The sequence below is a fragment of the Halothiobacillus neapolitanus c2 genome (assembly GCF_000024765.1).
Taxonomy (GTDB): Bacteria; Pseudomonadota; Gammaproteobacteria; order Halothiobacillales; family Halothiobacillaceae; genus Halothiobacillus; species Halothiobacillus neapolitanus.
In genome coordinates this window covers 1,987,323-2,007,633 of sequence record NC_013422.1, presented here as the reverse complement: position 1 = coordinate 2,007,633, position 20,311 = coordinate 1,987,323, and the positions used below count along the sequence as shown (strand labels likewise).

Here is a 20,311-nt window from a genome sequence, read left to right as displayed (position 1 = left end):
TTCTCGCGGACAACGAATGAATTTGGTGCAACCTGTTGGTGAATAAGTATCCACATGTTCAACTTGATGATGATGGATACTGCATCTGATCTGTGTTTTAGGTGGATTGTGATAGACTTATCGCCAATTAAATCCTTTACTTTATAGTCGGTGTTTTTGAGCATCGTCGTGCTAACTTTTTGCTTTTTATGGAGATTTCATTAATGTTCTCAAAGACGATGTCGATTGCAGATTTCGATCCCGTACTGGCTCAAGCCATGGCGGACGAAGTGGTGCGCCAGGAAGATCACGTCGAACTGATCGCATCCGAAAACTATGCCAGCCCGCGTGTCATGGAAGCCCAAGGTTCGGTGCTGACCAACAAGTATGCCGAAGGTTATCCGGGCAAACGTTACTACGGCGGCTGTGAGTATGTCGATGTGGCCGAGCAATTGGCAATCGATCGTGCAAAGGAGTTGTTCGGCGCCGATTATGCCAACGTTCAGCCGCACTCCGGCTCACAGGCGAACGCCGCGGTGTTCATGGCTTTGATCAACCCCGGTGACACGATTCTCGGTATGAGCCTTGCGCATGGCGGTCATCTGACGCACGGGGCTAAGGTGAATTTTTCCGGCAAGATCTACAACGCCGTTCAATATGGCATCGATGAGCAAGGCTATATCGATTACAGCGAAGTCGAGTCTCTGGCGCGTGAGCACAAGCCAAAATTGATTGTTGCCGGTTTTTCCGCGTACTCCCGCGTGATTGATTGGTCTCGTTTCCGTGCGATTGCCGATGAGGTAGGTGCTTACCTGCTCGTTGATATGGCACACGTGGCTGGTCTGGTCGCGGCGGGTGTTTATCCCAGCCCTGTCCAGATCGCCGATGTCACGACCTCGACCACGCACAAAACCCTGCGCGGCCCACGCGGTGGCATCATCCTCGCCAAAGCCAACCCCGAAGTGGAAAAGAAACTCAATTCCTTGGTTTTCCCCGGCACACAGGGCGGCCCATTGATGCATGTGATTGCCGCCAAGGCCGTCGCGTTCAAGGAAGCCCTTGAGCCTTCGTTCAAAACGTACCAGCAACAGGTTGTTGACAACGCGCGCGCGATGGCCAAGGTGTTTGTCGAGCGTGGCCTGGATGTGGTTTCCGGCGGTACGGACAATCATTTGTTCCTCGTTAGCCTGGTGAAAAAGGGTCTGACCGGTAAAGCGGTCGACGCGGCCCTGGGCCAAGCGCATATCACTGTAAACAAAAACGCCGTGCCCAATGATCCGCAGTCACCTTTCGTGACCTCTGGTATTCGTGTCGGCACCGCTGCCATCACGACGCGCGGATTTGGTATTCAGGAAGCCACCGAATTGGCAGGCTGGATGTGCGATGTGATCGACGCCGTTGACGATGCGGCCGTCATCGCCGAAGTGCGTGGCAAGGTCACTGCATTGTGCCGTCGCTTCCCGGTCTACGGTAAGTAAACCTTTCGGCGGTACTGATCTGTGCAGTGCATTGCGTGCGGGCATCCCAATACTCATGTGATTGATTCGCGTATGGTCGAGGGCGGTGTTTCTATTCGCCGCCGTCGAGAGTGTCTTGCCTGCAAGCAGCGCTTTACCACCTACGAAACCGCCGATATACGCTTGCCGCGCATCGTGAAAAGCAACGGTGCCCGGCAATCGTTCAACGAAGAAAAGCTTCGTTCGGGCATGATGCGCGCGCTCGAGAAGCGGCCGGTTGCCACCAGCCGGATCGATGATGAAATCGATCAGATCAAGAAAAGCCTGCAAGCCACAGGCGCCAAGGAAGTAACAGCGCGAAAAATTGGTGATTTGGTCATGCAGGCATTGCGCCGACTCGATCAGGTGGCCTATATCCGCTTCGCGTCGGTATACCTGAGTTTCGACAACGTGGAGGCCTTCCGCGCGGCGATCGAGGGCCTTAATCAGGATTCTCTCGGCCAAGAAAGTCCGAGTGCCAAATCAGAAAAAATGGATGACGCGACCAAGGTTGATCCCGATGTCGGCTGAGTTTGTGCAGTCAGGTTTTTCGCCGGATGACACACGCTGGATGCGCGAAGCCTTGGCCTTGGCCGAGCGTGGCCTGACGACGACGCAGCCTAACCCAAGGGTGGGTTGCGTTATCGTTAACGCGGGAGAAGTCGTTGGTCGGGGGTTTCATGCGCTCGCAGGTGGCCCCCATGCCGAAGTGTTCGCCTTGCAAGAGGCGGGCGAGCGCGCCAAGGGGGCGACCGCCTACGTCACACTCGAACCCTGCGCGCATGTGGGAAGAACGCCCGCTTGCGCACCGCAATTGGCTGACGCCGGGGTTCGCCGTGTGGTCACCGCCATGACTGATCCCGATCCGCGCGTAGCGGGGGAAGGGCATGCCATTCTGCGCACAGCGGGCGTGCAGGTTGAGTCTGGCTTGCTGGAAGCCGAGGCGCGTTGGCTTAATCGCGGGTTTTTATCCCGTATCGAGCGCGGGCGTCCTTGGGTCACGGTCAAGATTGCCCAATCGCTTGATGGCCGCACGGCGCTTGCCAATGGCGAAAGCCGCTGGATTACGGGTGAAGCGGCCCGGCACGATGTGCAGTTTCTGCGTGCGCGCCACGCGGCAGTTTTGACCGGCGTGGACACTGTGCTAACCGATGATGCGCGTCTCAATGTGCGGTTATCGCCCGAGGCGCTTGCGATTGACGGCGCTGTGCGCCAACCGTTGCGGGTCGTGCTCGATAGCGGCTTGCGCTTGCCACCGTTCGCACCAATATTTGATGTGCAAGGCGAGGTGCGTATCTACACACGTGATGTGGATGCGGGTATTCATCATGATGGTTTGACCGCGCGGGGCGTTCAATTGGTCGCAGCGCCACAGGCTGAATTTGGTCTGGATCTTGGGTTCATCCTGCGTGATCTGGCCCTGCAGGGCATCAGTGAGGTTCTGGTTGAATCAGGGCCAAAACTGGCGGGTGCCTTTGTCGATCAGGGTTGGGTGGATGAATTGATCATCTATCAAGCGCCGGTGTTGTTGGGGCATAAAGCCCAACCCTGCCTTGATTTGGCATCGCCAATTCGGCTCGATGACGCACCCCGCTGGCAGATTCGGGACACCACGCCAGTGGGGCAGGATATTCGCATCACGCTGGTGCCACTCGTCGATTCATCCGGTGTTGCTGGATGATGCGCTAGAGGCCTCTGCATAAGGTGTGCAGCAAACCAGTAATGTTCCTTGATCATCTTTTTGGATAAATCGTTTTCGGGAGAAAAGCCATGTTTACCGGCATTATTCAGTCTGTAGGGTCAATGCAAACCTTGGCGCCCAAGGGCGGTGATATCCAATTGACGATCGATGCGGGCAAGCTGGATATGAACAAGATCGCCTTGGGTGACAGCATCGCGGTTAATGGCGTATGTTTGACCGTCACAGCTTTTGACGCGCATAGTTTTACCGTGGATTGTTCGCGCGAGACGCTAAAGTTCACCACGCTTGGTCATCTGAAACCGGGTTCGCCGGTGAATCTTGAAACGGCACTGACCTTGTCCACGCCGTTGGGTGGGCATTTGGTGAGTGGTCATGTCGATGGTCTGGCCGAGGTGGAATCACGCAGCGAGGACGCGCGGGCGACCAGTTTCTGGCTGCGGGCGCCCGATGATTTATCGAAGTACATCGCGAAAAAAGGATCGGTGACCATCGATGGCGTCAGCCTGACTGTCAATGATGTCGATGGCGCTCGATTCCGACTGACCATCATCCCGCATACATTGGAGCAAACCATCATGGGGCGGTATCAGGCGGGAGGCTCGGTTAATCTCGAAATCGACGTGGTGGCACGTTATCTCGAACGATTGCTGGCAGGGCAAGCGCATTCTGCCAAACATCCCTATGCCGACCTGCTGGGTTCACCTTATTCGGCTGGTTGAGCCGTGATTTTTGCCGAGCGTAACGGGTTTTCACGCGATCAGGCCTCTGCAAATGCTAGAATTCATCCTTTGACCTAAACGAGCCCGATATAAATGAGCTTCAGTTCAATCGATGAAATTCTCGATGACCTCGCCGCAGGGCGCATGGTCATTATTGTGGATGATGAAGATCGCGAAAATGAAGGCGATTTGCTGATGCTGGCAGAAAAAGCCCGGCCAGAAGACATCAACTTCATGGCGCGATTCGGGCGCGGGTTGATCTGCCTGACACTCACCGAAGCACGATGCAGCCAACTTAAGTTACCCTTGATGGTGTCGCATAATAACGAACAATTTTCGACTGCATTCACCGTGTCCATCGAGGCGGCACAAGGTGTTACTACCGGGATTTCCGCGCAAGATCGCGCACGAACGGTGCAGGCGGCGGTGGCGGTGGATGCCAAGCCCACCGATATCGTTCAACCCGGACATGTCTTTCCACTGATGGCGCGCGCAGGTGGCGTACTGACCCGAGCCGGGCACACCGAAGCGGGTGTGGATCTGGCCCGCTTGGCGGGCGCCCAGGAGCCTGCGGCGGTGATCGTTGAAATCCTCAACGAGGATGGCAGCATGGCGCGTCGGCCTGATCTTGAAGTGTTCGCGCAGACGCACCAACTCAAGATCGGCTCGATCGAAGACCTAATTCGCTACCGCATGAAGCATGAACGCTCCATCGAGCGCATCGCCGAATCCGAGATCGATACGCGGTGGGGGACGTTCCGTTTGGTGAGTTACAAGGACCACAGTACGGGACAAACGCATCTGGCTCTGGTTCGCGGCAAGCCGACACCCGATATGCCCGTGCCGGTTCGTGTGCATGTGCACCAACCGGTCTGTGATTTGCTCGAACCGTTGGGTTCCGATTGTGGTTGGCCGTTGTCTGATGTGATGGCGCGCTTGGGGCAAATGGATGTGGGCGTTGCCGTTATTTTGCGCCCTGAGCTGGATGAAGCGGATGTCAGCGAGCAGCTTCGTCATTGGCAAACCGGCCAAAGCCCAACCACACCCGCCAAAGATCATGTGCGCACCTATGGTGTGGGAGCACAAATTTTAAAAGACTTGGGCGTTCAGCGCATGCGCGTGATGAGTGCCCCGAAACGCTTCCACGCCCTGGCAGGTTATGGCTTGGAAGTGGTGGATTACATTTATGATGAAGTCGCTGAAGCGACTGCCGAAATGGCAAAATAACACATTGATCGCGGGAGCAAACACATGAGCATGGCCGGAATTAAGGTGATTGAAGGCGGGCTGACCGCCACGGGCGAGGCGCGTTACGCCATTCTGTCTACTCGATGGAACGCGTTTATTGTGGATCGTCTGGTTGAAGGGGCCATCGACACCCTCAAGCGTTCGGGTGTGCCGACCGATGCCATTACCCTCGTCAAAGTGCCGGGTGCATATGAGATCCCCTTGGTTGCTCAACGCGCGGCGGCCAGCGAACGTTTTGATGCCATCATTTGTTTGGGGGCGGTGATTCGGGGCTCGACGGCACATTTCGATTACGTTGCCGGCGAAGCGGCCAAAGGTATTGCCGCTGTGTCTATGGATTTCGACTTGCCCGTCATTTTTGGTGTACTAACGACCGACACTATTGAGCAATCGATCGAGCGTGCCGGCACCAAAGCAGGCAACAAAGGCAGTGAAGCCGCCGCCACGGCCATTGAGATGGTCAATCTTGTCAAGCAACTGGATCATATCGAGTGACTAAACTCTCTGAATTCCCTTGGGAAAAATCGAAAGCGTCTTTAGCTGATTCTGTAGGTGCTTTTGAGCCCGTATCCGATGATGTGGCGCAGGAAGAGGCAGCACCTGCCACGTCGAAATCCAGGTCAAAATCCAGATCAAGCCACCCGCCCCGCAAGCCATCGCCGAAGAAGCGCTGGCGCTGGGCGCGCGAGCGAGCTGTTCAAGCGCTGTATCAACAAATCCTGAACCATACGCCCGTCGATTTGCTGGATGCGCAGTTCATGGAAGACGCCTTCATGCTCAAGGTCGATCTGGAGCTGTTCCGCAGAATCGTGCGGGGTGTTTCGGCGAACGAGGAATCACTGGACGAGGCCTACTCGCCCTTGCTGGATCGCCCGCTGGCGGAAATCGATCCGATCGAGCAAGCGATCTTGCGTCTCGGCGCATTCGAGCTGATCCATACGCCGGAAATCCCGCGCGCGGTGGCCATCAACGAAGCGGTTGAAATGGCGAAGCTGTACGGTGCGACAGAGAGCCACAAATACATCAACGGCGTGCTGGATAAACTGGCCGATCGCGTTCGTTTGAACGAGCCGAGACGCTAAAATCCACTAACAAAATGCCGGGCAATGCCCGGCCTTTTTATTTTTCGGTTTGCTCTTTTTCTATGCATCAGGGCCAGAAATACCACAACACCAGCGCACCGAACACAATCCGGTAATAAGCAAAGCCCTTGAAGGTATGTTTGCTGATGTAGTGCAGCAGCATGCTCACAAACACCAGGCCGGAAATAAAGGCGGCAATGAAGCCGATGATCATCATGTGGATGTCTTCGGGATGCAGCAGGTGCATGTGTTTGATCAGGTCGAACAGCGTGGCGGCGAGCATGGTTGGGATGGCAAGGAAAAACGAGAACTCGGTTGCCGTGGTCCGCGACAGGCCGAACATCATGCCGCCCATGATCGTCGAGCCGGAGCGCGAGGTGCCCGGAATCAGCGCGAAGCATTGCGCTACACCCACTTTAAGGGCATCTTTCCAGCTCATGTCGTCCACATGGTGGATGCGCGGCGCAGGCGCGAACCGTTCGACCAGCAAAATTATGAACCCGCCGATAATCAAGGCAACGGCCACAAAGAGCGGATTGAACAGATGCGCTTTGATATAGCTATGTGTTGCCAGCCCGATAATGGCGGCGGGGATGAAGGCTACTATAAGATTCAGAGTGAATTTTTGTGCGCTGCGCTCACGGGGTAAACCCACCAGAACGCTGGTTAGTTTTTGTCGATAGAACCACATAACCGCCAGAATCGCACCTAGCTGAATGAAAATCTCGAATACCTTGGCACCATCGCCGGTATAGCCGAGAAAATCCGCGGCAATGATCAAATGACCGGTGGATGAAATCGGTAAAAATTCTGTGGCACCCTCAACCAGACCAAGAACGGCGGCGGTGAGCCAGTCGGGCAACATCATGGCATATTCCTCAGCGATAGGCCGGCAAAACAAGCCCGCAAGCTTACCCTAAATCGGTTGACCGATGCAGGTGGCTTTGGATTACCATTTTGTCATCCTCATTGGTGCTTTGGGTCCGGCGACTTGCGTGGGTCAGGCCTGTAATGCCGTGATATGCGCAGCCACGCTGCGTGCCAGCGCGTGCGGTTCATAACCGCCTTCCAGTAAAGAAATTGTTCTGCCCTTGGCATGGCGGTTGGCGATGTGTACCAATTGCTGTGTCAGCCATTCATAGTCGGCCTCTACCAGCCCCCAACCGCCCATGTCATCGAGCAGGTGGCCGTCGAAACCTGCTGAGATAACAATCAGCTGGGGTGCGAAGGCATCGAGGCGTTCGAACCACGCTGCCGATACGGCGCTACGCCAAGTATCGCCCCGGGTGCCTTGGGGCAGGGGAACGGGGAGACAGTTCTCGGCAGAGGGCGAAACGCCGCTATACGGATAGAACGGATGCTGAAAGCTTGAGCAGAACAGGATTCGCTCGTCGCCCGCCACGATGTCTTCCGTGCCATCACCATGGTGCACATCGAAATCGACTATGGCCACCCGCTCGATTCCAGCATTCGTCAGCGCGTGATAGCAGGCGATGGCCGCATTGTTGAACAGGCAGAACCCGGCTGCTTTGTGTTTTCCTGCATGATGCCCCGGTGGGCGGATGGCGCAGAAGGCGCGTCGGTTCGGTTGAGCCATAACCCAGTCGACGGCGGCAATGCCGCTGCCGGCTGCATGACGCGCGGCGGAGAGCGTGTGCGGCATCATCACGACGTCCTGATCGTACAAAAACCCGCCAACCTCCGGCGCATTCTGAAAAACATCTTCGACATACGCCTGATCATGAGCAAGGCAGAGTTGCTCTTTGGTGGCAACCGGAGCAGTCAGATGAACCAGCCAGGGTTCGATGCCCTGGGCGATCAGATGATCCTGAATTTCAGTGAGTCGACGTTGGTTTTCCGGATGCGGCATGCCACTGATGAGGCCATTACTGTGCAGCAGGCAATCCGGATGTGTTATGTAAGCAAGATTCATCGGGTTGCCATCATTGAAGATTATCGTGTGCGCTTATCATGTGAATCTATTTTGCGCGGGCGCATCGATCAGAGCAAGATAGCGCACAATTGAATCTTGCTTGGGCACTTCGAAAAACCCGTCATTCCCGCGTAGGCGGAAATCCAGCGCCTTGATTTTTCTGGGCTCCCGCTTTCGCGGGAACGACGAATCACGGGTATTTCGAGGTGCCCTATGGTCGATCGTGATCTGAGATTCAGCAAACCATGGGCCACCGAGGGTTAGTTAATGACAGGACATATTCTCCAACCGATGTTCAATCCCCGTGGCGTGGCCATTTTTGGTGCCAGTGAGCGCAAGGGTGCCGTGGGCACCATGGTGCTTGCGAATTTGGTGGATGCGGGATTCAAGGGCGCGATTGTCCCGGTCAATCCCAAGTACACGCAGGTTCAGGGTTTGCCTTGCGTGCCGGATCTTCTGCACCTCGATCAGCCGGTTGATTTGGCCGTCATCGCGACACCATCTGTTTCTGTTCCGGGAATTCTGCGGCAATGCGGTATGGCGGGCGTTAAGTCGGCGGTGATTCTCTCTGCGGGGTTTGGTGAGGGCGGGGAAGCCGACCGTTCCGATGGCAAGCGGCTGATGCGCGAGAGTCTGGAATTGGCGCAGCAGTTCGGTATGCGTCTGATGGGGCCGAACTGCCTTGGGTTGATGCGCCCCAGTATCGGCCTGAATGCGACATTCAGCCACAATCAGGCTTTTCCTGGTAAGTTGGCGTTGGTGTCGCAATCGGGCGCCCTGGTGACGGCGGTGCTGGATTGGGCACAAAGCCGCGGGGTCGGGTTCTCCGCGATTGCTTCGACTGGCGATGCGGCAGACCTCGATTTTGGTGACCTGCTGGATTATCTGGCGCTGGATACGCAAACCACCGGCATTTTGCTTTACATCGAAGGCATCAAGGACGCCCGCCACTTTTTGAGTGGCTTGCGGGCCGCGGCGCGCATGAAACCGGTGATCGTGCTCAAATCTGCACGTCACGCAGCCGGTTCAAAAGCGGCCGCAACCCATACCGGGGCGTTGATCGGCGCGGATGATGTGTTCGACGCGGCGCTCACGCGGGCCGGTGTCGTTCGGGTCGAACGCATTACCCAGTGGTTTTCAGCCGCACAAATATTGGCCAGCAGCCTGAGCTTGCGGGGCGATCAGCTCCTGATTCTCACCAATGGCGGCGGGCCGGGCGTAATGGCTACCGACCGCGCGGCCGATCTGAATGTGCCTTTAGCAAAATTGAGTGACGGAACCGTTACCGCGCTGAATGCTGCATTGCCTGCGACCTGGTCGCACGGCAACCCGATGGACATCATCGGGGACGCGACGGCCGAGCGTTACGATACGGCGTTACGCCTTTCGTTGGCTGATCCGGGCGTGGATATGATCATTGTGATGCTGACGCCACAAGCCATGACCGATCCGACCGCCTGTGCCCAGGCCGTCATCGATGTAGTCAATTCCCAAACGGGGTATAAAAAACCGGTACTTGCCTGCTGGATGGGTGAAAAGTTGGTGAACGAAGCTCGAGATATGTTCGATGCCGCGAATATCCCGCAGTTTCGTTCGCCCGAAACGGCAGTCGAGGCACTTTCCTACTTGCTCGCACATCGACGCAATCGTCAGGTGTTGATGCAGACGCCGGGACCCGCCCTGGCTGAAAAATATCCGGATGTTGCGGGCGCGAGAATGATTCTGGCCGCGGCGCGCAGTGCGGGTCGCAAGGTGCTCACCACGCGAGAGTCCAAGGCGATTCTCAATGCGTTTCATATTCCCACCACACAAACGATCTTAGCGCGAGACGCGGACGAAGCCATGCTGGCGGCCGAGTCGCTCGGGTTCCCGGTTGCCCTGAAAATCAGTGCACCGACGTTGACGCACAAAACCGATGTCGGCGGCGTGCGTTTGAATGTGCGCAGCGTGCAAACCACGCGGCAACAGGCCCAGGAGATGCTTGATCGTGTTCGGGCACAACACCCCGAGGCGCAAATTGAAGGAATCACGGTCGAGCGGATGGCCGAGGTCGGCCACGCCCGTGAATTGCTGCTGGGCGTGACGCGCGATCCGGTTTTCGGGCCGGTCATCGCCTTCGGTATGGGCGGCATTGCCGTCGAAGTATTGCGCGATCGAGCCCTTGCGCTTCCCCCTTTGAATGGCTTGTTGATCGATCGATTGATCGCGCAGACGCACGCCGCCCGGATGCTCGGCCCGTTCCGGGATGAGCCTGCTGTTGATCGCAAATCATTGGATCAAATTCTGATGCGGGTTTCCGAGCTGGTTTGTGAATTGCCTGAAGTAGCCGGTATTGATATCAACCCGCTTCTGGCTGGTGAGTTTTCTGTCGTGGCCGTTGATGCCCGGATTGAACTGACCGAACGCATGCCGATTCAGGATCCTTATGCCCACTTGGCGATACATCCCTATCCGGCTTCGTTCCAACGAGAGATCGTGCTGGATAATGGTCAGGTCATCAAGGTGCGTCCCATTCGCCCTGAAGATGCCGAGATCGAGCAGTGTTTCGTGCGCGGGCTATCCGAGGAAACGCGGTATTTTCGTTTCATGCGGATGCTGAACGAACTCACACCGGAAATGCTGGTCAGATTTACCCAGATCGACTACGACCGCGAAATGGCCTTTATTGCCTTGTACACACCAGAGGATGGTGAAGCGGTGGAAGTCGGCGTGACGCGATACAGCCTGGAGCCGGATGGCGAAAGCGCCGAATTTGCCCTGGTGGTGGCGGACGAGTGGCACGGACGTGGCCTTGGCAGCCATCTGCTCGAAATGCTCATCGATTACGCCCGGCAGCGTGGCGTGCGCTATCTGTTCGGGGATGTTCTGTTGCAAAACGAGCCAATGAGGCAACTGGCGGCCCGGACGGGGTTCAGCGAGCAAGTGCTCGAATCCGACAAGGACGCTATCCGGATCTCGCGGCGCTTGTAGGTTTTCCGGTTTGATATATTCCGATTATTAATGTTGAGATTAACAAGAGTTAGGGGAGTCTTTAGATGCGTTTGAAAACAAAATGGGTCGGCGGTCTTGCCGGCATGGCTTTATCCTTCGGTATGGTCTTGCCCGCACAAGCCGAGTTGAGCGCTTCGACACGGGCCGAACTTGCACCACCGATCGTCGCGCTGATGCCGATTGTTCTGAACAATGAGCAGGCACTCGGGTTGGATGCCAAACAGAAAGCTTTTTTTGCCGACTGGGTGAAAAAGATGCCACCACGGCGTGAATCGGTCGAACATCACCTTGCCGAACTGCGGATCGAGTTACGTCATGTCCTGCTCGATGGCGGTACGAGGGATCAACGAGACCACCTGGTTCAGCAGATTGGTGCCGAAACCGCCCATCTGGTGATGATGCGTTCATTATGTGTTGAAACGCTGCGAGAGCAACTAACAGCAGAGCAATTCAAGAAAGTGGTCGCCATGTATCGGCAAGGCCAGCACTGAAAAGGAACGCTACTTTTATCGACTACAAAAAATATCTGCTGGCAGACACGTCCGTGCTTGTGCATCATCGTAAAACGAAATGCCAAGGATCGGCTGCCAGCTCATGTGCTACATGAACGTGTCGTTCTCGCAATAAATGCCGTCCTTGGGTTTCTGTAAAAAACAAAAACCACCACAGGAGTTCAGGCATGTCTTCATTCGTTTTATCTCGCTCATTCCCTTTGTCGCGTATCGTGGCTGCGCTCGGTCTGGTTGCCTTCGCTGCTGCGTCCGCACATGCAGACAGCTTCATGGACGACAAATGGGCACAGCAGGTTTGCAGCCAGTGGAATCAGAATCAAACACTGACCACCGACCTTGGCGGCAAAGATGGTTGGGTTTCCAACAACGGCGGCAAGGGGTACAAGGCACTGCAAATGTACCGCGATGGTTGTGGTGCCTCGACGCGCGTCGAGCTGGATATCGCGCCGAAGGATGGCAAGGCGATGTGCGTCTATGCCGGGCCGGTCAAGACGACCAAGCTCAATTCCAGCGTGGATTATCTGATGCATGCCAGCGATGCGGATTGGACGTGTATGGGCAAAGGTTCGTGGGGCTGCGGCGCCATGGGCGCAATGATGTCGGGCAAACTCCAGTTTGAAGGGCCGAAAATGGAGGCTGCCAACGTGATGGGGCCATTCGGCGATTTTCTTCTGCTGACCGGTAAAGTGGCTTCCAGCAAAACGTCTTGCCCGGGTGGTGGCAAAGTAGCATCGGCCAAATAATCGTTTTCCAACTGATCAAGAAAAAAGCCCCGTTTAACGGGGCTTTTTGTTAGCGCTAATGCTTGGTGGTCAGAGCGTCTTTGTGACTAATGACCAGCCGCAATCAGGCTTTGTGATAATCCGACAGGATCTGAACTTCATTCTTGGAGCCAAGGATGACCGGAACACGCTGATGCAGTTTGTGCGGTTTGATGTCCATGATGCGTTCAGGGCCGGTAATCGCCATGCCGCCGGCCTGTTCTACGATCATGGCCATCGGGTTCGCTTCGTACATCAAGCGCAGCTTGCCGCCTTGTGCGCGGATCTTGCTGTCGATGGGGTACAGGAACACGCCACCGCGGGTCAGGATACGGTGAACTTCAGCCACCATGGACGCCACCCAGCGCATGTTGAAGTCTTTGCCGCGCGGGCCTTCTTTACCGATCAGGCATTCGTCGATATAACGTTTGACCGGCGCATCCCAGAACCGCTGATTCGACATGTTGATGGCAAATTCTTTGGTGTCTTCCGGAATGGTGATGTTCGGGTGCGTCAGTTTGAACTCGCCGATGTCCATGTCGAGCGTAAAGCCATTCACGCCCTCGCCGGTGGTCAATACCATGATGGTCGAGGGGCCATAGATGCAGTAACCAGCGGCCACTTGCGTGGTGCCTGGCTGCAGGAAATCCTGCTCGCTGGGATTTTCAACGCCTTCTGGCGCGCGCAAAACCGAGAAAATGGTGCCGACCGTGACGTTGACATCAATATTTGACGAACCATCCAGCGGATCATATACGCAGAGGTATTTGCCCCGCTTGGCGTTGGCGGGCAGGTGGTACACATCGTCCATTTCCTCTGATGCCAGAGCGGCGACCTGGGTGCCTTGCATCAGGGTATCGGTGAAGACATCGTTGGAAATGATGTCGAGTTTTTTCTGGGTTTCACCTTGTACGTTTTCAGTTTCTGCCGAGCCCAGAATGCCGATCAGGTTGCCTTTGTTGACGTAGCTTGAAATGACCTTGCACGCGCTGACGATATCATTCATCAGGAGTGTGAATTCACCAGACGCATCTGGGTGAGCTTGCTGTTTTTCGATTAAACAATGGGTGAGGCTGGTGCCGATCTGCATCCCGAACTCCTTAAGGTAAGTTGCAATATAGTCTTGATAATCATTGTGCATAATAGCCTCATGTCCACCGTGCCACAATCGAAACTCCGAGGTTCTATGTCACACAACGTTTTGTATGCGCAGTCTGGCGGGGTTACCGCAGTCATCAACGCCAGTGCGTGCGGGGTGATTGAAACGGCGCAGAGGCACCCCGAGTACTTCGGGAAAGTATTTGCCGCGCGTGATGGGATTCTCGGCATTTTGCGCGAGGAGCTATATGACTTGTCAGGCGTGAGCCCGGCGGAAATCGCGGCGTTGCGGCATACTCCCGGTGGCGCATTCGGTTCTTGTCGAGCCGATCTTGGTGAGCCGGATACGCATCCTGCGCAGTATGAGCGGTTGCTTGATGTGATCCAAGCGCATGACATTGGCACCTTTATTTATAACGGCGGGGGCGGCTCGATGTTGACTGCGGCCAAGGTGGCGCGCTTCGCCCGTGCCCGGAACCTTGATCTGACCGTCATCGGCGTGCCCAAAACCATCGATAACGATCTGCCAATGACCGACACGAGTCCCGGGTTTGGCTCGGCGGCAAAATATATCGCGACCAGTGTTCGGGAAGTGGCGCGCGATCTTGCTGCGATGTCTGGAACCTCGACCAAGGTCTTTGTGCTTGAAGTCATGGGGCGTCATGCAGGCTGGCTGGCTGCGGCGGCCGGACTGGCATTCGAGACGGACGATCCACCCTTGTTGCTTCTGTTTCCGGAGCGGTCTTTTAATCCTGCCGACTTTCTTGCGGCCCTGCAGTTACGTGTTCAGCACTATGGTTGCTGTATCGTTATCGTGGCAGAAGGTTTGCTGTGCGCTGACGGAACCTTCTGTGCCCAGGAGCAAACCAGCTCGACCTTCGGCCATGAACAACTGGGCGGCATGGCGCCACAGATTGCCGCCATGAGCCGTGGGCTTGGGTATAAAACTCATTGGGCCGTTTCTGATTATTTTCAGCGTTCGGCGCGCCATCTTGCTTCACGGGTGGATGTGGACCAGGCCTATGCCTGCGGGGCGGCAGCCATCACCTATGCCATGGCGGGTCAGTCGGATGTGATGGTCGCCATTGAACGGTTGTCAGACGAACCGTATCTCTGGTCGCTCGGCGCGGTGCCACTCGATGATGTGGCCGATGTCGAGTTGCCAGTGCCACCGGCTTATATTCGAGCCGATGGCTACGGTATTACCGATGCGGCGCGGCGTTATATGCAACCTCTCATCCAAGGTGAGGATCTGCCGCCGTTCAGAAATGGCTTGCCTGTGTTTGCGCAGTTGAACTTTGAACTGGCAGTTAAGCGACTGCCCGAGTGGGGCGGGAAGCCGTGATCCATCCGGCGGTGATAAGGAGAACGATGATGAGTTCTTGCCCGTTGCGGGTAAGGCTCGTTATGCTAGCTCATTATTTTGAGCAGGCCTTCCGGATGCGCCCTTACTTATGAGTCAGCAAGATACCATTATTACGGCACGGAGCCCCCGCATCATCGACAAGATACTTGCGCGACATTTTGAGGAACGTGGGCATTTCTGGTTGATCCCTGAAGGGGATGAAGATTTTCAGATTGCGGTTCAGATGGTCTCTAATGATCCGGAAAACCGCCGTTTTTTAATTGACCAGCCTAAGGAAGTCCCCTTGAGGCACCTCAAGGCTTCCGGCCGGATTCGGGTGCAGGCGGTTATCGACCAGTTGGTTTCATGGTTTTATGTCAATGATCTTAAAGAGAAGATTGAGGGCACCGACCGGTACTTTGAGATTCCCTACCCTGCTCAAATAGATCGTTTGCAACGCCGGAATGTGTTTCGAGTGCATATTCCACCTGATGTCATTGGTGTGGTGGAGTTTTTCCAGCCGACAACAAGTACCCTTTGGGTCGGGCGTTTAGATGATCTTTCTGCCGGCGGTTGTGCAATCGCACTGCGTCCCGATCAGGCTATCGGTTTGGATTTAGGGGTGCAATTGTCCCCGGTGAAATTGTCCATTGATGGTTTTGCCGATCTGTCGGTGAATCTCGTGATTCGCAATCAGCGCATTGTTTCCCCGGGCGAGTGGATCTTTGGGGCCGAGTTTGTCGATCTTGGCCCGCTTGAGTCGCAGCAGTTGGATCGGGTCGTCATGCGGTTACAGCGATACTTGATTTGAAGCAGTCTGCTCGGGATGAAAGATAGCGCTGGCCCTTTGTTCAGTTCATTGGCCGGACTGAGATTGTGGTGCCCAGTATCTTGCGTTCGCCCGGAGCGATCGAGACGGTATCGTCGGCGGCATTCACGGCTTCAACGCAAACCATGTTTCTCGACTCCTCAGGAAGCATGCCGGATGGCACATTTTCGTCCGGGTTCCAGACGACGGTCGAATGACTTCCTTCTTTGGCCACGACAATGACTCTATTGAATTCGGCGTCTTCCACCTCGACGGTGTGCGTGGTGCCGAAATAGATACGGTCCATGGCGCCGGTGATGGTGATAATGTCGTCTTGCGGTGTGCGGGCGAACCCTTTTAGCTTGTCCAGATAGTATCCGCCTTCCAGCCCGCGAATGACCGTGCTGCGCGTATCGCCGAGATTCAGGTAGGTGTGCATCCCCTGAGTGATGCTGAACGATTCGTCCCCGGTGTTGTGGGTCACCAACTGGATGCGCAACTCGGTGCCGATATGCATGATCACATCCAACTCGAAGCGGTGTGGCCATAAAGCAAGGGACTCGGCATCGTCCGTGATTCGCCAGTGCATGTGCATCTGGCCATCGGAGTCGCATTGGGCGTTCATCAGAATCCAATCCTTGAATCGCACAAAACCATGCGCCATGGTCAGATTGGGGTGATTACCAAACCACGGCCAGCAGATCGGTACGCCGCCACGCACGGATTTACCCGTTTCGTAAGTCGGTTCCTTTGCCCGCCAGACAACAAGTTGGTCTTCATTGGCAGGTTTCCATTCGACAATTTGTGCACCTTGAACGGCGACGATTGCTTGGGTAAGCGGGGTATCGATTTTTGCAAGGGTAAGATCACCGATCTTGACGAATTCAAGACCCTCGCAATCTGCGAATTTATAGTTAAGTGTTTCAAGCGCGTCCATGATGTTCCTCTGGCGTCCGTTCGGGTTTTAGTAAATTCACGCGGGTATGCGCCTATCTTTTCAGGTGCGAACGACGCTGTTACTTTCGTTGCCGAATGGTGAAGGGGTGTACTCGTCGGCCTGATCATCATTTATCCAAGTGGCGCCGTTGATCAGATATCGAAACTGGAATTTCTCGTTGACGGGAAGATCAACCGTGATGCTGAAGCTCCCGTCACTTTTCCCTTTTTTCAGGGGATGGCTTTCTTGTGACCATTCGTTGAAATCGCCAACCAACGTTACAGCCTCTGCCTCTACTCCATAAGCAGGCGGCAAGGTGAAGGTGACTTTGCAAACCGGACGTGTTTTCAGTGGTTTTTTGATGAGGGACATGCTGTTTTCTCCATGAAATGTGATCGGGATAAGTCGTCGAACCGAGCCTGCCTGAAATCATGTTCCTTTTTATACTTTTTGTTTTACAGGATGATCACAAAAAATAAAGATTTACGCAAAGGATTTAGGGCGCTTGTTTTTGCTCCAGAAGACGGATCAGACGGCCTTCGTTGATCAGTCCGACGGTCACGAATAACAGCAGTAGAAGAAGGAGCGCGCCGACAGTCAAAAACATCAGCGGCGCGACGATGGCTAGAAGTGATTGAGTCGCACTATCCAGTGCGTTGTTCTGAATCAGGTGAACGACGTGAACGGGGTTTACGAGTATCGGCTGCTTGATGAATGCCCATGCATAAAAGCTCAGGGTTACGGCAGCAGCAACCAGGGCGACGACAGGCCATCGCTTGATGAATCGTTGGCGGCGCGCCAGCATCTGTTGGATTTCTGGAGTCATGTTCTGCTCTCTAGCCACCGGTCACCGGCGGAAAAAATGCCACTTCATCGCCATCATTTAAGGGGTGATCAAAGTTGACGTATTCGTGATTTACCGCAGCCAGAATATTGGCGGGTCGCTCTTTCTGCGTGATGCGTAGCCAAGCATCGTGTACGGTGGCTGGTGTGTCAGTTGTTTTCAGCTCATCGCGCGCGAACTGCTCACGCAGGCTGGCGAAAAGTTTTATGGTAATGCCCATGAAGCGTTTGGTTACTCGGTCTTGATGGATGAATTGGAAACGGATCACCAAATCCTTGCCTGATCCTTGCATAGTGCCCGTCACAACTTATTGTCTGCTAAAGTTGGCCCCAAGCAAAGATTTGTCTGAAATTTCTGTGAACTTTTGAGGGGGTTGACGCCCGAAAATTCCCCGGCTGTTTCACGAAACGTGGTTTTACCAAGATAGGTGCTGTAATGAAGTGGATCAAACGAATTGTTATGTGGGTCGTTGCTCTGATTCTGGTGTTGGTCATTGCAGCGGTTGCCTTTGTCGCCACGTTCGATCCCAATGATTACAAAGATAAAATTTCCAGCCTCGTGCAGGAAAAGACCGGACGGAGCATTGAGTTGGGCGGGCCGATCAAGCTCACGCTGTTTCCGTGGCTGGGCGTGTCGGTGCGAGATGTTGCTCTGGGTAATGCGCCGGGCTTTTCCCCAAAGGACATGGTTACGGCCAAAACGGTCGAAGTGAAAGCCGCGTTTCTTCCTCTGCTTAAGGGCCAGTTTGAAGTCGGGAAACTTGTCCTCGATGGGGCAACCATCCATTTGGCTCGGAACAGCGACGGAGTGACCAATTGGGCGGATTTGTTAGCCCGTCCATCAGCATCTGAATCCGGCGCTTCGCCCGGTTCTGCTCCGGCTGCCACGCGGAATGCGACGTCTCTGGCCATCGGTGGCGTGGCAATCAATGATGCGACCCTTGATTGGCAAGACGCAGTTACCGGGCAATCGTTGGCGTTGCAGCATCTGAACCTCGACAGTGGTGCGATTCGCCTTGGGCAGGCGGTCGATATGTCCCTCAACTTCAGTTACGCCACGCAAGATTCTAAGTTGGGCAAGCTCACGGGCGACGTCCGTCTGAGCAGCACATTCGACATGAAAACCAATGGCGAACAGTTCTCAGCTAAATCCATGAAATTTCATGCCAGTGTGGTGCCCGATCCACAACACAACCCCAATGCACTGCCCGCTAAGACGGAGCTCGATCTATCCGTGCCTGAGGTAACGGTTGATCTGCCCAAGCATTCGGTCAATCTCTCCGCGATGGATGCCACCGTTGATATGGAAAAAGGATTTGGTATGACGCATGCCGCGTTGACCGCCAAGGGAGCGCTCTCGGCAGATTGGCAAAAGGGGCTGTATTCGAGTGACAAGCTATCGCTTGCCGGGAAAATGCAAGGTATGCCCACACACACGGGTGAACTGGACTTTTCAGCCCATGGTGGCGTGGCGGCGGATATGAACAAGGGGAATATCAGCCTGCCGAACTGGCAGATCGAATCCACCCCGTTGGTCGTCAAAACTTCATTGGATGTCATGGGCCTCGGAAAGAACCTATCGGTGACCGGCCCGCTGGCAATCATGCCGTTCAATCCCCGCCAGTTGGCCGAAGCGCTCAAGTATCGCGTACCGGCGATGCAATCGGACAAGGCATTGACGCAATGTGCGGTGAAGGCTGATGTGCGTGTCACATCAAGTCAGGCCATGCTGGATCATTTGGTGTTCAGTCTGGATGGTCATGATCTGAACGGGACCGTGGGCATCAGTGATCTGAAAACCAACCGGATGTACGCCCGCCTCAAAGGCGGTGCCTTCGATGTCAATCCGTATCTGCCGCCGGGGAGTGCTTCGGCAAAGCCATCTGAGCACAAACCGGCTGGAGCTCAGGGTTCCTTGACGGATCAGCCAAAGCCAGTTGCTTCGGCTGATATGGAAATTCCGCTCCCCGTGGAGGCATTGCGCAAGCTGAATCTCGATGCCGAAATCACGCTTGATCAACTGACTTATCAGAAATATCAGCTCAAACAGTTGGCACTTGCCGTGCTCGCTTCGGGTGGAAAAATCAATATCAAACAACTGGATTTCAAGTCGTTTGATGGCGCAATACAAAGCCAGGCCGGTTTGGATGTGCGCGGTTCGGTTCCCGATTGGCAGGCAAAACTCAATGCCCAAAATATTTCGCTACAACCGGCCTTGATGGCTGCGATGAATGAGGATCGTCTCTCCGGTGCTGGCGATGTGCGTTTTGATCTGCGAACCCAAGGTTCACGCCTTAGCAAACTCAAGTCGGCTCTGGATGGCACGGCCAATTTCTCGTTACGCGATGGTCAGATCAAGGGGCTCGACTTGGGTTACATGCTGCGCGCCGCACAAGCTAGATTACAGGGCGAAACAACGGCCGTACCGAAAACGCAGGCCACCGATTTTTCGGCCATTACCGGTAGTGCGGTTATCAACAATGGCGTTGTGCGCAACGATGATCTTAAAGGCGCATCGCCGTTGTTGCGGGTAACGGGCAAAGGCGATGTGGATTTGTCGCGTGAAACAATCGACTATCTGCTCAATGCCACCGTGGTTAACACGGCAACCGGGCAGGATGGTAAGGCACTGGAAAAACTCAAGCAGCTCAATGTGCCGATCAAGATTACCGGCACGTTTGCTCAGCCTAAGTTCGGCATTGACATGCAGTCCGTCTTCAAAGATCAGGCCAAGCAGAAAGTGGAAGATAAAATCAACACCGAGCTGGATAAACGCCTTGGCGACAAGGCCGCTCCAGTGAAAAACCTGCTCAAGGGGCTAGGATTGTAGTTTGGGTTGTCGTTGTAGTTTGGGTCA

The 20,311-nt window shown here is 55.1% G+C and carries 20 protein-coding genes; 13 read left to right on the top strand and 7 right to left on the bottom strand.

All coding sequences use genetic code 11. The features are described from left to right. The first annotated feature begins 203 nt into the window (after positions 1–203). From glyA to nusB, 7 genes are all read left to right on the top strand, one after another. The gene (gene glyA / locus HNEAP_RS09300; RefSeq protein WP_012824726.1) at positions 204–1,457 is read left to right on the top strand and encodes a serine hydroxymethyltransferase; all 1,254 of its coding nucleotides are present in this window, start codon (positions 204–206) and stop codon (positions 1,455–1,457) included. A 21-nt stretch (positions 1,458–1,478) separates the two neighbouring features. Beyond that, complete coding sequence (gene nrdR / locus HNEAP_RS09295; protein ID WP_012824725.1) at positions 1,479–2,006, top strand: transcriptional regulator NrdR; 528 nt, start codon at positions 1,479–1,481, stop codon at positions 2,004–2,006. Then, positions 1,996–3,156, top strand: coding sequence for a bifunctional diaminohydroxyphosphoribosylaminopyrimidine deaminase/5-amino-6-(5-phosphoribosylamino)uracil reductase RibD (gene ribD, locus HNEAP_RS09290; RefSeq protein WP_012824724.1), 1,161 nt, complete (start codon positions 1,996–1,998; stop codon positions 3,154–3,156). Before nrdR ends, ribD begins: the two co-directional genes overlap by 11 nt. 89 nt (positions 3,157–3,245) lie before the next feature. After that, positions 3,246–3,896: a riboflavin synthase gene (locus HNEAP_RS09285; protein WP_012824723.1), complete on the top strand. Its 651-nt coding sequence runs from the start codon at positions 3,246–3,248 to the stop codon at positions 3,894–3,896. 93 nt (positions 3,897–3,989) lie between these two features. Beyond that, positions 3,990–5,123, top strand: a complete 1,134-nt coding sequence (gene ribBA / locus HNEAP_RS09280; RefSeq protein ID WP_012824722.1) for a bifunctional 3,4-dihydroxy-2-butanone-4-phosphate synthase/GTP cyclohydrolase II — start codon at positions 3,990–3,992, stop codon at positions 5,121–5,123. A 30-nt stretch (positions 5,124–5,153) separates the two neighbouring features. Continuing rightward, on the top strand, positions 5,154–5,639 hold the full coding sequence (gene ribH, locus HNEAP_RS09275; RefSeq protein ID WP_041600978.1) for a 6,7-dimethyl-8-ribityllumazine synthase: 486 nt from the start codon (positions 5,154–5,156) through the stop codon (positions 5,637–5,639). Continuing rightward, positions 5,636–6,226 (top strand): transcription antitermination factor NusB, encoded by a 591-nt coding sequence (gene nusB / locus HNEAP_RS09270; protein WP_012824720.1) that lies wholly within the window; start codon positions 5,636–5,638, stop codon positions 6,224–6,226. The genes ribH and nusB overlap by 4 nt, the downstream gene beginning before the upstream one ends. Before the next feature lie 67 nt (positions 6,227–6,293). Here the strand turns inward: nusB and HNEAP_RS09265 are convergent, their stop codons facing one another. Next, positions 6,294–7,094 (bottom strand): undecaprenyl-diphosphate phosphatase, encoded by an 801-nt coding sequence (locus HNEAP_RS09265; RefSeq protein WP_012824719.1) that lies wholly within the window; start codon positions 7,092–7,094, stop codon positions 6,294–6,296. A gap of 132 nt (positions 7,095–7,226) precedes the next feature. After that, entirely contained in the window at positions 7,227–8,159 is a 933-nt protein-coding gene (locus tag HNEAP_RS09260) for a histone deacetylase family protein (protein WP_012824718.1), read from the bottom strand. Between the two features lie 267 nt (positions 8,160–8,426). On the opposite strand from HNEAP_RS09260, the gene HNEAP_RS09255 reads away from it, so the two are divergent. From HNEAP_RS09255 to HNEAP_RS09245, 3 genes are all read left to right on the top strand, one after another. Next, a complete protein-coding gene (locus tag HNEAP_RS09255; RefSeq protein ID WP_012824717.1) occupies positions 8,427–11,129 on the top strand; it encodes a bifunctional acetate--CoA ligase family protein/GNAT family N-acetyltransferase in 2,703 nt (900 codons plus the stop codon). A 65-nt stretch (positions 11,130–11,194) separates the two neighbouring features. Continuing rightward, positions 11,195–11,641, top strand: a complete 447-nt coding sequence (locus HNEAP_RS09250; protein ID WP_012824716.1) for a hypothetical protein — start codon at positions 11,195–11,197, stop codon at positions 11,639–11,641. A gap of 188 nt (positions 11,642–11,829) precedes the next feature. Then, entirely contained in the window at positions 11,830–12,405 is a 576-nt protein-coding gene (locus tag HNEAP_RS09245; protein ID WP_012824715.1) for an SCP2 sterol-binding domain-containing protein, read from the top strand. Between the two features lie 103 nt (positions 12,406–12,508). Here the strand turns inward: HNEAP_RS09245 and HNEAP_RS09240 are convergent, their stop codons facing one another. Continuing rightward, positions 12,509–13,513 carry a class 1 fructose-bisphosphatase gene (locus HNEAP_RS09240; protein ID WP_012824714.1) on the bottom strand — a complete coding sequence of 335 codons (1,005 nt, stop codon included), beginning with the start codon at positions 13,511–13,513 and terminating at the stop codon, positions 12,509–12,511. Positions 13,514–13,609: 96 nt separating this feature from the next. Here HNEAP_RS09240 and HNEAP_RS09235 point away from each other — a divergent pair, with 96 nt between their 5' ends. Together HNEAP_RS09235 and HNEAP_RS09230 are read left to right on the top strand one after the other, a co-directional pair. Next, positions 13,610–14,866, top strand: a complete 1,257-nt coding sequence (locus HNEAP_RS09235; RefSeq protein WP_012824713.1) for a 6-phosphofructokinase — start codon at positions 13,610–13,612, stop codon at positions 14,864–14,866. 109 nt (positions 14,867–14,975) lie between these two features. Then, positions 14,976–15,677 (top strand): flagellar brake protein, encoded by a 702-nt coding sequence (locus HNEAP_RS09230; protein WP_012824712.1) that lies wholly within the window; start codon positions 14,976–14,978, stop codon positions 15,675–15,677. Between the two features lie 40 nt (positions 15,678–15,717). Here the strand turns inward: HNEAP_RS09230 and HNEAP_RS09225 are convergent, their stop codons facing one another. The 4 genes from HNEAP_RS09225 to HNEAP_RS09210 all read right to left on the bottom strand — a co-directional run bounded on the left by HNEAP_RS09225 (position 15,718) and on the right by HNEAP_RS09210 (position 17,723). Beyond that, complete coding sequence (locus HNEAP_RS09225) at positions 15,718–16,611, bottom strand: D-hexose-6-phosphate mutarotase (RefSeq protein ID WP_012824711.1); 894 nt, start codon at positions 16,609–16,611, stop codon at positions 15,718–15,720. Between the two features lie 60 nt (positions 16,612–16,671). Next, positions 16,672–16,983, bottom strand: a complete 312-nt coding sequence (locus HNEAP_RS09220; protein WP_012824710.1) for an isoamylase early set domain-containing protein — start codon at positions 16,981–16,983, stop codon at positions 16,672–16,674. A gap of 124 nt (positions 16,984–17,107) precedes the next feature. Then, complete coding sequence (locus HNEAP_RS09215) at positions 17,108–17,437, bottom strand: hypothetical protein (protein ID WP_012824709.1); 330 nt, start codon at positions 17,435–17,437, stop codon at positions 17,108–17,110. A 10-nt stretch (positions 17,438–17,447) separates the two neighbouring features. Then, a complete protein-coding gene (locus tag HNEAP_RS09210; RefSeq protein WP_243726335.1) occupies positions 17,448–17,723 on the bottom strand; it encodes a MoaD/ThiS family protein in 276 nt (91 codons plus the stop codon). Positions 17,724–17,890: 167 nt separating this feature from the next. On the opposite strand from HNEAP_RS09210, the gene HNEAP_RS12335 reads away from it, so the two are divergent. Continuing rightward, positions 17,891–20,284 carry an AsmA family protein gene (locus tag HNEAP_RS12335; protein WP_012824707.1) on the top strand — a complete coding sequence of 798 codons (2,394 nt, stop codon included), beginning with the start codon at positions 17,891–17,893 and terminating at the stop codon, positions 20,282–20,284. Positions 20,285–20,311: the final 27 nt, after the last annotated feature.